The sequence below is a fragment of the Paraburkholderia sp. SSBN10T genome, assembly GCF_056619545.1.
The window spans coordinates 1-14,366 of the sequence record NZ_JBWQQI010000044.1 but is presented as its reverse complement, the minus strand read 5'-3'; the positions used below and the strand labels follow the sequence as shown (position 1 = coordinate 14,366).

Sequence of the window (14,366 nt, the reverse complement as noted above, 5' to 3'; positions counted from 1 at the left end):
TATTCCCATGCGCCGATATCCAGCGGGACAAATAGTGAGTTAAACAACATGGGCAACCGCCGCCCATGCAATATGCAATCCCATCGACATGCGCCACACCTCCAGATCGGTCTGAGGCGGGTATACGTAGCATGGAGCTGTCCCATGGATTGCAACGAATCGTCAAAACGTGCGCGGATCTTGCGTCGTATCAATATGCCGACGCCACCGTGATCGCCGAACGCAGCGGCCGGCGTTGATTGCGGACGTTTGTCGCTGCCCGGTATTGCCGATGAATGTCCGGTTCCGGGTAGTTCGGCGTTAAACAGCAGCCGGCCAATCTCGGCCATTCGACCGGTGACTCAGTCGGATATTCGAAGGTCCGCTTCACTCAGCTAAGGGACGTTTCGTCCGCGATCTTGTTCAACGGGATCGTCAAAAGGCGGATCTGTGACTCCTTGAAGCCATCTAAGATAAAGCCCTATGGTCACCATTCCCTGCCATTGTCGCTTGGGGGCGCTGGGAGCGACGTAAATCCGCAAGTCTGGATACAAGGCGAGCGCGGAGTTCAGTTGCACCTCTGCCAGAGGTCGCCTCAGATATTGTGACCCAGTAGCGGCACGACCGCGTGCAGCGCGGTCACGAACGATGTGCCGAATGCCGTGGCGCGCTGAGGCGACCAGCCCGTTTCCGGTATGGGTGTGTTCCGGGTGTCCTTGAACGGCTGTTCCAGGAGAACAGACAGCGCCGAAGGAAAGCGGTTGCCGATCCAGTTCCAGCCCATGGATTCGTCCGCGTGTGCCGGAAGGCCGCCTGGGTAAGACTCGCCCAGTCCATAGTCGGGTGAAGCTTGAGACCACGCGCGCTCGAACGCTTCAAACAGCGTGCGGCGAGCGCTATGCCATGTCGTCACGTTCTCAGAGGGCCAAACAAAATTGCACGTCAGTTCGGCGTCTGCGTGGCAGTCAATACTGAAGTCGACGCCGAGTTGCTCCATTGCGCTTCTGACGCACAGCACCTCGGGAGAACGCGCCTGACTCGGCGCATTCCATTCGCGATTGAGATTGACGCCAAGGCTGTTGCTGCGGCTGAACCCATTTGCCGATCCGTCGGGATTCATATTGGGCACGATGCGTACCACGGCGCGCGCGAGCAACGCGCGGGAGAGCGGCTCAGCCGGATCGAGCAGGCGCGCCAGCATGCCTTCGATAAAAAACCCGCCCTGCGTTTCAGACGGATGTTGACGGGCGATGACCCAGACATTCTTCCCGCCCGGCGCAGGCGTGCCGACGGTTAGCATATCGATCGGACGACCTTCGACGCTATGGCCGAGCGTGTTCACAGTGACCAGCGGCGACATCTGTGCCCGCACGATGAGTGCATGGTCTCGATCTTCAGAGAATGGCGCAAACGCAGCGTAATAACACACGTCGTGTTCCGAACGATGCTCGAACGAAAACTCCATGCCGTCATAGGCGGCGGGAATTCGAAACCAGTGCTCGCGATCGTAACTGGCAAGCGGCCCGGTGTTGGTCCAACGATCTTCGAAGTCCTCGCGATTGGGTAGCCGCACGCCCCGGCTTTCTCCCGCATTCATCAGCCGATAGCGACACACCTGTCCACGCACGCCTGAGGCGCGAAAGTGGTACCAGCCCATCAGGTCGCAGTGAGGATCCTTCGGAACCTTCAGCCGAATATCGGACGGATTTGTCGCGTCCACCACCTCGATACGTCCGGACGGGATCATCGAGTCTACAAACATGCCAATACCTCCAGCCCTTTGGGCGACGTCCACCGCAGACGCAGCGGGAACCAGAAACGTACTTCATATGTGATCACATTTCAACGTAAACAAAAATGTTCCGGCGACCGCGATCGGTTCGCAACTTTTATTTTTGATCACATATTGCATTTTTAAATTGGGCAACTTAATTTGTTTCCACGGCGTCGCTCCGGCTCCGCTGAAGGTGTGCTGCAGGCTATCGGCACACGATCCGTCGCGTATTCAACGCGCTTTGTTTGCTGCACGAACCTCACGATCATGGGAACGAAATGGGTATCGAAGCTTCATTGAACCGCCGACGGCTGTCCGGGCGCTGGCGCCGACGCACGCCGAACCTGCTGTGCGCCGTTCTGCTGGCCGGCGGGGGCACGGGGACATCCGCCACCGCTTTTGCTGCAACGCCAGCGACAACCGATGCACCGATGTCGGCCTCAGCGTCCGGTGCCGGTACGCAGGGCGCCGGCAACCAGGCAACCGGCGCTATCGCAACGCCCACTCCGACGGCGGCGCCCCTATCGAGCCCGCTGCTCAGCTACGCCGCAATCGCGGCGCAGCACGGCATCTACTTCCGCTCTTATATCGACGAAGAGATCGCGGCGAATCCGGTTGGCGGCATCAGGCATGGGATCACGGCATCGCAGTACGCGACGCTGGGGACCGACGTCGATCTGCAAAAACTGGTGGGCTGGAAGGGCGCGATTTTTCACGCTTCGATCATCGCGGAGGCCAGCACCGGACTTTCGGCGAAGTACATTGGCGGCGGTATCGACGCGCAGGAAAATTACGCGCCGTTCAACCTGGTTCGCTTTTTGAACCTCACGCTGGAGCAGAACTTCTCGTTATTCCACAAGAACGATTTGAATCTCGTCGCGGGACGGATGGGAGCATTTCCAGCGTTCGCGAAGTCGGACTACGCGTGCATGTTCATGAATCACGTGTTCTGCGGTTCGATGTACGGATTCAGTCAGGACACGGGTACGGCGCTGGCGCCGCTGGCGACGTGGGGTGGGCGCGCGCGCTTCAATATCACGCCGAAAACGTATGTTCAGGCAGGCGGTTTTGCGATCGACGGCAATACCTTGCTGCCTACCACGCATCTTCTTGATCTCGGTACGAAGGGCATAACGGGCACGAACTGGCTGGCGGAAGCAGGCTATGAAACCAGCTTTGCCAACGACGATATGCCGCGCCACTATCGGATCGGCACCTGGTACAACGACGCGCCTCGCAATGATGTGCTGCTGAACACAAACGGACTGCCGTATTACCGGTACGGGGGGACGAAGTTGCAACACACCGGAGAGACGGGTGTCTACCTGCTGGGCGATCAGGTGATCTATCGTCCCGACTCCGGTTCCACGCGCAATCTCGCGGTATTTGGCTCGGCGTTCTATGATTTTAGCGAATCCGAGCCAGTGCAATACGCCTTGAGGGCCGGCGTCGTGCAGACGGGAACCTTCGCCGGACGACCCAAGGACACGCTGGGCTTCGCGGTGTCCGACACAGCGTTCACGTCGAAGGAAGTGCAGTATCTAACGGGGATGCGGGAGAAAGCGGGCGGCACCGGCGGCGTGGCCTCGAAGGAATTCATCTTTGAATTGACCTATGGTTATGCGCTCGCCCCGGGAGTCACGCTGCGTCCGAATTTGCAATACATCGTCAATCCTGATCCTCGTTATACGCCCACCTACAAGACAAAGATTCCGAATGCTTTTGTCGTCGGGCTGGAGATCAATATCAGTCTGGACACACTTCTTGGGTTGCCGCACATCGGCGACTAGGCGTTGTTGCTGCTGAAGCGGCAAGGCGGCGCTCCGCGACCGGAAAAAGGCGTTTCGCGAGCGGCGATCCGTCCTGCCGGATCAACTTCTGGAGGTAGCATGCATTCGAGTTCCACTCAGCCTTTGCAGGCGTCGTCGGTGCCCGCGGCGCCCAAGTTCAAGGCGATTCTGCCGACGATCGCCGCAAGTGCTCTGGAAGGTTATGACCTGACGATCTACGGGTTGTTTGCCGGCACGATCTCAAGGCAATTCTTTCCATCTGGCGACAGCAGTACCGGCTTGCTTCTGACGGTAGCGACGCTGGGCGTCGGGTATGTCGTCCGGCCGCTTGGCGGGCTTCTGCTGGGTGCCTATGGCGACCGTGCCGGACGCAAGGCCGCGATCTTCCTGACGGTCGCGCTAATGGCGCTCAGCACCGGCATCATGGGGCTGATCCCGTCGTTCGCATCGATCGGCTTGTGGGCGCCGCTGCTGATACTGATGGCGCGGATCACCCAGGGATTCGCCGCGGGCGGTGGCGCCAGCAGCAGCATTTCGTTTCTCGCAGAGGTGTCTCCCGCGGCCAGACGGGGTTTCTATGCGAGCTGGCACCAGACGGTTCAGGTCGGCGCCTTTCTGTTCGCCAGCGCGCTTGCTGCATTGATTGCGAATGTGGTTCCAGCGGAGCAGGCCGGGTCGATCGGATGGCGGATTCCTTTCCTGCTGGCACTGGCATTCGGGCCGGTTGCGTGGCTGATCAAATCGCGCTTGCAGGAGCCCGAGGTTTTTCTGAAGGACCGCCGCTCACACAGTGAACCAACGCCTATCGCGCGTTCGGTGGGTGCGCAACTAGGTAGTGTGGCAATCGGCTTCGGCGCGTCCTGTCTTTGGACCATCACGTCCTTCCTGTTGCTGATTTTCATGCCGACGTACGCCAACAAGTCGTTCGGCATTCCGCTGTCGGGTGCGTATACCTCCGCGATGATCGGCGGCGCGATTGTCTTCGTGTTGTGTCCACAGATGGGACGTCTGTCGGATCGGCTCGGCCGGCGCACCACGATGATGATTGCCGCGCTGCTGTTCGCGGTGCTGATCTATCCGCTATTCGTCTATCTCGACAAAACGCGCACGGTGCAATCGCTGATCCTTGTTCAAGGTCTGCTGTCGGTGCTGATTGCGGCGTACACGGGACCTGTGGGCGCCTTTATGGCAGAGCTGTTTCCAACGCGCATCCGCTCGACCGGTGTGTCGATCGCCAACAATATCGCGGTCACGATCGTCGGTTCGTTTGCGCCGCTGATTACGACCTGGCTGATTCGCCTGACCGGCGACCCGCTGGCGCCGGCCTATTACATCATTGCCGGTGCGGTGGCGAGCTTCGTGGCGTTGTGTTTTGCGCGGGACCGAACCGGACAGGCGCTCAACGGCTGAGGCAGCGTGCGCTTCACTCCTTTTCGCTCCGGCATTCCTCAGAGAACGATATGAAATGGTTCAAGCCCATTGCATTGCTGCTGTGTGCGAGCACGGCAATCGCCATGCCCACTGTGGCATCCGAAACCCTTGCCGAGGCGTCGGATAACGACCCGCTAGTGGCGATGTACGCATGGTGGAACGAGGCGATCAAGACACCCGGCGCGCTCACGGAAGAAGCTTTCGGCCGTTACTTCACCGCGGACGGCGCAATCGTCATCAACGGCGAAGTATTTGCGAAAGGCTTGCCCGCGCTGGTCGAGCACTTCAGAAAGATCCAGGCGGCGGGCGGGCATACCGAAACCATCCTGCCGTTTCGCCACGAATTCCGTTCCGGTAACGATATCTACACCTACCAGGTGATCGACATCGTTCGCAATGGGGCGACGACGTGCCTGCTTGCCGCCGGCCACGCAGAAGTGAGGGACGGCAAGTTATCGCTGGTGAACCTGGTTCGCGCCAAAGTGGACCCGGCAGGTGTGCCGGAATGCACGCGCCAATAAAATAACATTTGTGATCACATATTGTGAATATTTTCTTATCGTCGTACTCTTGACGGACACGAGGCGATCCGCGCTTTTCTGACTTGCAGGGCAGTTGTAGGGGAAAGAGTTGACTAAACGAATTGGTATCGACGTTGGGGGCACTTTTACCGACTTCGTGATGCTGGACCGCGCGACCGGAGAGATGGTCCATCACAAGGAGCCGAGCACGCCGGCCGAACCGTCGGCGGCGGTGGCGTCCGGGATTGCGGCGCTGGTTGCGCGCGCCGGCGCGCAACCAGCGGATGTCGAGTTGATCGTTCACGGCACCACGCTTTCGCTCAACGCGCTGCTGCAACGGCGCGGTGTCAAGGTCGCGCTGGTTACGTCGTGCGGCGCCAAAGATATTCTCGAGCTGGCGCGCATCCGCATGGCGCATTCCTACGATTTTTTCGCCGAACCTGAAACGCCCATGGTCACGCGCGAATGCGTGCTCGAACTGGATGCGCGGGTGGCAGCCGACGGCGCTGTCGTCAGCCGGCCCGACGAGGCGGCGCTCAGCGTGCTGAGCGCTTCGCTCGCCGCGCTGGATGTCGAGGCGGTGGTGCTGTCCGTCATTAATGGTTACGCGAATGCCGCCTTCGAAAACGAACTCGCCGAGATGCTTCGCGAGCGCTGTAGAGGCCTGCCGATTGTCGCGGCCACGGAAATCTGGCCCGAAGTGCGCGAATACGAACGCACGATGATTGCGGTGATGAACGGCTACATCGAGCCGATCATGCGCCGCTACTACGACCGCCTCGAGGCACTGTTGCACGACCAGGGATTCGGCGCGCCACTGTCGATCACGGCGAGCAACGGCGGCACGATCGATCTGCAAACGGCGCGGGCGCGCCCGATTGATACGATCTTGTCCGGCCCCGCTGCGGGCGTGATCGCGGCTGCGAACTGCGCCGAAGCGAATGAGGTCGACCGGATCGTTACGTTCGATATGGGCGGCACGTCGGCCGACATCGCCGTGATCGAGCGAGGCGCGCCCGACCTGACGACGGACACGATGATCGGTGAAATCCCACTTATCCTGCCGGTCGTGAATGTCTCGGCGATCGGCGCGGGCGGTGGTTCGATTATTCGCGTCGACGAACAGGGGATGCTCAAGGTCGGCCCGACCAGCGCGGGCGCCGATCCTGGGCCGGCCTGCTATGGCCGGGGCGGCACGGCGCCGACGATCACCGACTGCTATCTGCTGTGTGGTTTCCTCGACGGCACACGCTTTCTAGGCGGTCGCTTGCCGCTTTCCCCGGAGCGGGCACGCGCGGCGCTTCGGCCGGTTGCCGAAGCACTCGGCTATAGCGATCGTGACGACCCGGAGGCGGCTGCCGCTGCGGCCGCAATTCGCGTCGCGAGTTCGATGATGGCGACCGAAGTCCGCAAGCTGCTCGCGCGGCGTGGCAGCGACGTGCGTAGTTTTACGCTGATTCCCTACGGCGGAGCCGGCTCGACGCATGCGGCGCTGCTGGCCGATGAAGCTTCGTTGCCGCAGATTCTGATCCCGAAGACGCCGGCAACTTTCTGCGCATTGGGTGCCGTGGTGGCGAACCTGCGGCGTGACTTTGTGCGCTCCTGCAGGCTCCAGCTCACGCGCGAAACGCGTTCGGAGCCTGTTTTGCAAGCTTATCTCGACACGTTGCTCGCCGACGCACGCGCGTGGAGCGAATCCCTGGGCGCGCGCGCCGAGGCATGGCGCTTTAGCATCGTCGCCGATCTGCGCTACCCGGGGCAGGCGTTCGATCTCAGTGTCGAGCTTGAAGGCGATGCCTATGCCGATGCGTCCGCAGTCGCGAATGCACTGCGCGTGGCGTTTGAACGCAAGCATCAAACCCTATACGGTTTCGCCGATCCGGCCGCGCCGGCCGAAATGACGCGGCTTGTCGTCAGCGCGATCGGTGGCCTGGCAGGTGTCGAAACGAAGCACGTCACGTGCGCCGGCACGGTGGCGGAACACACGCGCCGCATCTACAGCGACGGTTGCTGGCTCGAAGCGCCCTGTCTCGACCGTCTTTCGTTCGTGCCTGGCGAGTGTCGCAACGGACCACTCGTGATCGAACAAAGCGACACGACCGTGCTTGTGCCGGCGGGCTGGCAGGTACGCTGCCAGCCGAACAGCGATTTGCTTCTCACCCGCTCTGGAGTCTGAACATGGCACTCGACTTTAATCCGGCGGACACGAAGGGGCTCGACCCGATTGCTCTCGAACTGTTCCGCCACAAGTTCAACGCGATCACCGAGGAAATGGGTATCGCGCTTGGCCGTACCGCGCTCAGTTCATACGTGAAGGAAACCCAGGATTTCGGAACCGCGCTCTGCAATCTGGAGGGGAAGTTCTTTGCCTGCCCGTCGGACACGGGTATTGCCATCGGCACGGATATGGATTGTTCGATGGTGATCGGCGCCTTCGAAAGCTTTCAGCCCGGCGATGTGATCATTACCAACCATCCCTATCAAGCTGCCGGTGTGGGTTCGCATTTGCCGGACATCAATCTGCTTCAACCGTACTTCCACGAGGGCGAACTGGTTTGCTTCGGCTGGAGCTTCGCGCATTGTGCGGATATCGGCGGGGCGATACCGAGTTCGATCAGTCCGGCGTTCGACAACATTTTCCAGGAAGGGCTGCAGATTCCGCCGATCAAGTTCTTCGAGTCGGGCAAGCGCAATGAAGCCTTTGTCGCCATTCTGCGCAGCAACAGTCGCGTGCCCGATGTCGCGATGGGCGATCTGCGGGCGCAGCTTGCAGCCTTGTCGGTGGGCGAGCGGCGCGTCGCCGAACTGATTGCGCAGAACGGCGTCGCGGCGTTCAAGGCGGCCCGTTCGGGAATTGTTGCCTATGCGCGAGAGCGGGCACTTGCGGCGCAAAAGCGTATTCCTGACGGCGAATATGTCTTCTGGGATTATCTCGATGACGACTATCGCAGCCGGATTCCAGTGCGTTTTCGCTGCGCGATGTCGGTGTCGGATGGCCGGATTCATCTGGACGTTACCGGTACGGATCCGCAACTCGCGTCACCGTACAACGTGCCGACGGGGGGACAGCGCCATCCGTATTTCACGTCGAAGATCATGCACCTGCTGTACACATACGACGCCGACCTGCCGCTCAATTCAGGGCTCTTCGACAACGTGACAGTGTCGGTTCCGAAGGGTTGCGTGATGAATCCGGAATCGCCCGCAGCCGTGGGCATCCGTCATGCGGGCGCCGTGCGCTTTGCCGACGTGCTGCTCGGATGTTTGTCGAAAGCCGACCCGCGCATTGCGCCGGCCGCGAGTAGCGGCACCGTGATTCCGGTTGTCGTCGCGACGACCGACGCCGCGACCGGCAAGCGGACGGTGTCGGTCGTGCAGTCGCTGGCGGGCGGCGCAGGCGGCACCGCCCGCATGGACGGCGCGGATGGGCGCGATCGTAGCCTCGCGAACATTCGGAACACACCGACTGAGCGCGGCGAGGCCGATACGGCGGTGCGTGTCGACGCTTATGTGCTGCGCCCCGACAGCGGCGGAGCAGGGCTGCATCGGGGGGGCGCGGGAATTGCCTATTCGCTGCGCGTGCTGAAGAACGGCATTGAAATTCTCGGCCGTGGTCTTGAACGGTTCGTGTTCTGTCCGTGGGGCGCCAACGGTGGCTTGCCGGGACAGGCGGCGCGAGTCGTGCTCAACCTGGGAACAGCAGACGAACGTGAACTGGGCAAGATCGACGTGATCCGGCCTGAAGCCGGCGATGTGCTGACCATCATGACGCCAGGCGGCGGCGGCTGGGGCGATCCGCTGCAGCGTGATCCGCTGAAAGTGGCGCGCGACGTGCGGCGCGGCCTGGTCAGTCCGGCGGCGGCGCTGGCCGACTATGGCGTTGTATTCGACGCGGAGTCGTTAGCCGTGGACCTGCTCGCCACCGCCGAGCTGCGAGCTGCAATTGCGCTGCGCAGGGCGGCATCGGACAAGGACGGCGCGGCGGCCCGCGGCTTCGACCCGGTGCGCTGGCGCTGGGAATCGGTCTTCGACGACACCAGCATGAATGCTCTCGTGGCCGCGCTTCTGGCCACACCGGCGAGTAATCGCCCGGCGTTGCGGGCCCAGGTATTCGACAAGGTGGCGCCCGGCATCGCGACATTGGGCGCGAAGGTGCTGATGGAGGAATGGTTCGACGTTGAGGCGGCCCGAGGTCGCTTGCACGAAGCCACCCGCGCGCTGGAATTGCACGGCAGCCTGTATCAGGAGGGCCATGAAGATGCGCTTTGATACGCTGCCCTCACAGCCCCCGCTGAATCCGGCCGCCGACGCTTATGGCCTTGAGTGCCTCGCCAGATCAGCGGCAGCGTTGCCGTCGCTGAACGCACATCTTGATCTGCCGTATGGCGACGACTACTGGCAGAAGGTAGATGTGTTCACTCCTCCGGGCGATGGACATCGCGATCTGCCGGTGCTGCTTTTCTTTCACGGCGGGGGATGGACGCACGGTTACAAGGAGTGGTGTTCGTTCATGGCCGCTCCGCTTGTGTCGTTACCTTGCATATTCGTTTCGGCATCCTACCGTCTGTTGCCGGAGGCGAATTTCCCGGCGCCGTTCGACGATGCCTATCAGGCGCTGCGCTGGGTCGACCGTCATATTGAACGTTTCGGTGGCAGCCGCCAGCGGATCCATCTGGGTGGTCATTCGGCCGGCGGACAGCTCGCGTCGATGCTGGCGGTGCGGCGCGACGAGCGCGTTGCGTTCGGCTTGCCCGCCGATGGCGTCAAGGCCTGCTTCTGTATCAGCACGACATTCAATCGACGGGTGGTCAACGAGCACATCGCGCCGCATCTCGTGACTGGCGAAGCGCCGGATGCGGTTTCGCCGTCCAGTTCGCTCGCTTTTGCGGGCCAGGCGGACGTACCGTTCCTGATCACCTGGGGCGGCCACGAGAACCCGCGCTACGAGACGTTTAGCTTGCTAATGGCGAAGACTTTGCGGGAAGCCGGCTGCCGAGTGCAAGCACGGCGCTTCGACGCGTGCGGGCATTTCGATATTCACCTCAATACCGGGCATGCCGACGATCCGTGGACAAGCGATGTCCGGCATTTCATGCAAACCGGCCGCTTCAAACAGGAACCCGGCAATGACTAAGTCTTCCACTCACGAGCACGCGTTCGAGCTTTACGATCTGCGCGTCGAAGTCGTGGCGCCCGAAGGTGCGAAGCTCTACTGCGGCGCGCGCGTTGGCGATTACTTCGAACTGCGCGGTGAAATGTTGCATCTGCCCCCGGGTCAGGCGTTTTCGATCTACTCGCTCGCCGCGCTGTTGCCTTTACTACCCGCGAAACAACGTGCCACCGATCCGCACGACTGGATGTCGACCGATGCCGAGGTCGCCTGTCCGGATCCCAATTGCCTTTCACGGTTCCGTATCACACGCCTCGGATTGCGCCGTTTCCGGCACGCCGATACGACGGCGGTCAAACTCACGAACAAGGATGCTGAATGACGCTCATGCAACGTGCCGAACTTGCGCCCGGCTATACGATTTCCCGGATTCTCAAAGGCGGCTGGCAACTTGCCGGCGACCATGGCAGCGTCGACCATCAGGGCGCGCTCGCCGACATGGCGAATTACTATGACGCCGGTATCACGACTTTCGATTGTGCCGATATTTATACGGGCGTCGAAGAGATGATCGGGGAGTTTCGCGCGCATTACGTCGCCACGCGTGGTGCAGGCAGCCTCGATCAACTCAAGGTGCACACGAAGTTCGTACCCGACCTCTCGTTGTTGCCTACCATTGACCGGAAACTGGTTGAGCGCACTATCGACCGGTCGCTCTCCCGGCTGCGTACGGAGCGGCTCGATCTCGTCCAGTTTCACTGGTGGGATTACAACGTGGACCGCTATCTGGACGTCGCCGGCTGGTTGCGCGAACTGCAGCAGGCCGGCAAGATCGATCAATTGGGCGGCACGAACTTCGATACTCGACGAACGCGAGAACTGATCGACGCGGGTGTCGCGTTGACCAGCATGCAGGTACAGTATTCGTTGCTCGATCAGCGTCCTGCGCAGCAGTTGACAGCGCTGGCGAAGGAAAACGGCTTTAGCCTGCTGTGCTACGGCACCGTTGCGGGTGGCTTTCTGTCGGAGAAGTGGTTGGGCGTGTCCGAGCCGGATCACACGATTTCGAACCGTTCGCTGATCAAGTACAAACTGATCATCGACGACTTCGGTGGTTGGGCGCTGTTTCAGACCTTGCTGTCGACGCTCGCCGCGATCGCGGCAAAACATGCGGTTTCGATTGCGACGGTGGCGACGCGTTGGGTGCTGGATCAGGAGTGCGTGGCGGGTGCGATTGTCGGCGTACGCAGGGGCGATCACCTTCCCGAGCATATGAAGGTACTCTCGGTGTCGCTCGACGACGAAGATCACGCTGCGCTCGCCCGTGTGCTCAGCGAGCGTAAGCTGATTGAAGGAGATGTGTACACCGTTGAGCGCGATATTCACGGACGGCACGGCAACATCATGAAGTACGAGCTCAATAGCGTCGCGCAATGATGGGCTGCGCGCCGGTTCACGTAAAATGAGCGAGCGAGCGCGCCGCATGCATTGCAGGCGCGCTCGCTAGTCCACGATAACGGGTTCATCTACTCCTACTTGCGGTTCCGTTCACGCATGCGCAAAACTCCAGATGTCGACCTTGGTGTAGTTAATCCGGTTTCGAAGCAGCCGCTGCAGACACATGTCTATCGTGATCTGCGGCGCCTGATGATGAACGGCCACCTGCGTCCCGGCCAGGAGTTGAAGGTGCGCGAGCTCGCGCTGCGTTTTGGCACCAGCGTCCAGCCCGTGCGCGAGGCAATTTTGCAACTGGTCGCGGAAAAGGCGCTCGAGGCGACGCCGAATGCATCCGCGCGGGTCCCCGTGCTCGATACGACTCGCCTGATCGATTTACGCACGGTTCGCCTCGCGGTTGAAGGTCTTGCTGCGGAGCTGGCCGCGCAACATACCTCGGCGGCCGATGTCGACGAGCTTGCGCAGATCGTTGCGCTGGAGGCGGCCGCGGACGATGCGCAAGACGTTGAGGCGAGCGTGCAGCGCAACCGCGAATTTCACTTCAGGCTCTATCAAATGTCCGGTTCGGCGTTGCTGCCGTCGATCGTAGAAGGGTTATGGCTTCAGGTGGGGCCGAATATTCGCGATGCTGCGGAGTTGTTCGATGCGCGCGGCGGGGAGGGCAGTGCGTATCACGTCGATATTCTCAACGGGTTGCGCAAAAAAGATGGCAAAAGCGTGCGGCGAGCCGTTGAGAAAGACATCGCGCGCTTTTTCGACGTCTTGTTGTCAAGACATCCGGCAAGCGGACAAGGCCTGGCCGAAACCGTTGGTGCGGTTAAGGCGCGGAAGCGGCCGGTGGCAAGCGCTAACAAAGCGTCCCCGCCCCCGACTTCTGCCGGCGCAGTGAAACCTGCGGTCCGCAAGAGCGTGCGTCGCCCAAAATAGAACGGCTTGCGATGCAGATGCTGGAGTCCGCTCGCCGGCCGGCTATGCCTTCGTGCGCGATGCTTTCGGTCCGCGCTTTTTTCGAGCTGCGTCGGCAGACCCCACCGGGTTTTCTGCCGCAACTCGAGCGTCGAGCAGAATGTCGAAAAAGCGGTTGATGTCCTGTTCCACCGCGCGGCGCACCGCGACAGCATCCCGTTTTCGCAGCGCTTTGACGATCTCCATGTGATGCGCGCCGCCTTTACCGCCACGGGCGTCGAATGCTTCCGCCGCGTCGCGGATGCTTGGGCCTACGCGCAACCACAATCCCTCGATGATCGCCGGAAGAATGGTTGAACCGGAATAGCTGTAGAGCCGAAAATGGAAATCCAGGTTTCGTGCGACGCTGGTTTCCGCATGCATCAGGTCGTCCGCGGCGCTCTCGGCGGACAGAATCTTCGCGAGCTCGGCGGTTTCGCGTGTGCCGATGCGCGCCGTGGCTCTCTCCGCCGCAAGTCCCTCGACGGCAAGACGGACGCTGCGCAGGTCTTCCAGTTGCTCGTTCGTGAGCTGGGGAACACGGGTGCTGGCGTTGGGTGAGGCATCGAGCGCCTGCTCGGCGATCAACTGGCGGATCGCCTCGCGAACGGGCTGAATACTTGTCGAGAAGGACTCGGCGATGTCGCGGATCTTGAGCGCCTGACCCGGGCGGAAACGCCCAATCATCAGAAAGTGACGCAGTTGCCGGTACACCTGTTCCTGCAAGGTTTTATTCGGAACGGGGGAGATATCCGGATTGTCAGTGGGACTGGCTTTGGGCATTTTCTAGCAGGCTGGTGATATTAGGGCACGCTGGAGATTGTTCGCGATGTTGCCGCATTCTACTTTAGGTTACATAAGTGATCACAAAACGAAAGCTGTCAAACCAGCAGCTTGAACTTTCGCGTTTGTTTCCTGACTGTCATTTGTTGGCACGATGTGGACAGGCCAACTCGCACCGTGTTGTGAGGCGGCAGCGCGCAGATGAAATGACTGTCTGCGCGAGCTTGATAATTTGGTAGCCGCTCAAGACCCGTCTGTTAGGGTTCTTGAGCGGCCGCCTACGAGAGCGCCGGTCGTCCTCTGAAGGCCGAATGTACGGGTTCACCAAAGTGGATAGCGATCGTTCGCGATTGCCGCCGGAGATTCGCCGGTCTAACGCAGTGAGCAAGCACGTCTACGTCGATGGACGAACGCCGGCTTTGGCCGACGTTGAGCTGGTTGGGGCGCCTGATTGAACGGCCGCTGTATCGTTGGAAACGGTCGTTTAAGATAAAGCAGGCCGAACGACCGGGTTGAATCCGCAGTCGACATCGGTCCTCCGTTTTTTCCTGGAGCAGTCATTCGACGAGCTGCAATCC

The 14,366-nt window shown here is 61.0% G+C and carries 12 protein-coding genes; 9 read left to right on the top strand and 3 right to left on the bottom strand.

Annotated features, from left to right (window positions below; genetic code table 11):
• Together AC1ECK_RS36330 and AC1ECK_RS36325 are read right to left on the bottom strand one after the other, a co-directional pair.
• Positions 1–329: hypothetical protein (locus tag AC1ECK_RS36330; protein ID WP_480328085.1), on the bottom strand; the 329-nt coding region annotated here is incomplete at its 3' end.
• A 245-nt stretch (positions 330–574) separates the two neighbouring features.
• Positions 575–1,774 carry a M14 family metallopeptidase gene (locus AC1ECK_RS36325; protein ID WP_480328083.1) on the bottom strand — a complete coding sequence of 400 codons (1,200 nt, stop codon included), beginning with the start codon at positions 1,772–1,774 and terminating at the stop codon, positions 575–577.
• Between the two features lie 410 nt (positions 1,775–2,184).
• Between AC1ECK_RS36325 and AC1ECK_RS36320 the strand changes: the two genes are divergently transcribed.
• From AC1ECK_RS36320 to AC1ECK_RS36280, 9 genes are all read left to right on the top strand, one after another.
• A complete protein-coding gene (locus AC1ECK_RS36320) occupies positions 2,185–3,543 on the top strand; it encodes a carbohydrate porin (protein ID WP_480328081.1) in 1,359 nt (452 codons plus the stop codon).
• A gap of 99 nt (positions 3,544–3,642) precedes the next feature.
• Entirely contained in the window at positions 3,643–4,953 is a 1,311-nt protein-coding gene (locus AC1ECK_RS36315; RefSeq protein WP_480328079.1) for an MFS transporter, read from the top strand.
• Between the two features lie 50 nt (positions 4,954–5,003).
• Positions 5,004–5,495, top strand: a complete 492-nt coding sequence (locus AC1ECK_RS36310) for a hypothetical protein (RefSeq protein WP_480328078.1) — start codon at positions 5,004–5,006, stop codon at positions 5,493–5,495.
• A gap of 109 nt (positions 5,496–5,604) precedes the next feature.
• Positions 5,605–7,671 carry a hydantoinase/oxoprolinase family protein gene (locus tag AC1ECK_RS36305; protein ID WP_480328076.1) on the top strand — a complete coding sequence of 689 codons (2,067 nt, stop codon included), beginning with the start codon at positions 5,605–5,607 and terminating at the stop codon, positions 7,669–7,671.
• A gap of 2 nt (positions 7,672–7,673) precedes the next feature.
• Positions 7,674–9,764 (top strand): hydantoinase B/oxoprolinase family protein, encoded by a 2,091-nt coding sequence (locus tag AC1ECK_RS36300; RefSeq protein ID WP_480328074.1) that lies wholly within the window; start codon positions 7,674–7,676, stop codon positions 9,762–9,764.
• Complete coding sequence (locus AC1ECK_RS36295; protein ID WP_480328072.1) at positions 9,748–10,629, top strand: alpha/beta hydrolase; 882 nt, start codon at positions 9,748–9,750, stop codon at positions 10,627–10,629. The genes AC1ECK_RS36300 and AC1ECK_RS36295 overlap by 17 nt, the downstream gene beginning before the upstream one ends.
• On the top strand, positions 10,622–10,987 hold the full coding sequence (locus AC1ECK_RS36290; RefSeq protein WP_480328070.1) for a TIGR04076 family protein: 366 nt from the start codon (positions 10,622–10,624) through the stop codon (positions 10,985–10,987). Before AC1ECK_RS36295 ends, AC1ECK_RS36290 begins: the two co-directional genes overlap by 8 nt.
• Entirely contained in the window at positions 10,984–12,042 is a 1,059-nt protein-coding gene (locus tag AC1ECK_RS36285) for an aldo/keto reductase (protein ID WP_480328069.1), read from the top strand. The genes AC1ECK_RS36290 and AC1ECK_RS36285 overlap by 4 nt, the downstream gene beginning before the upstream one ends.
• A 117-nt stretch (positions 12,043–12,159) precedes the next feature.
• Entirely contained in the window at positions 12,160–12,987 is an 828-nt protein-coding gene (locus AC1ECK_RS36280) for a GntR family transcriptional regulator (RefSeq protein WP_480328067.1), read from the top strand.
• A 42-nt stretch (positions 12,988–13,029) separates the two neighbouring features.
• On the opposite strand, the gene AC1ECK_RS36275 is transcribed toward AC1ECK_RS36280, so the two are convergent.
• The gene (locus tag AC1ECK_RS36275) at positions 13,030–13,788 is read right to left on the bottom strand and encodes a GntR family transcriptional regulator (protein ID WP_480328064.1); all 759 of its coding nucleotides are present in this window, start codon (positions 13,786–13,788) and stop codon (positions 13,030–13,032) included.
• Between the last annotated feature and the right edge of the window lie 578 nt (positions 13,789–14,366).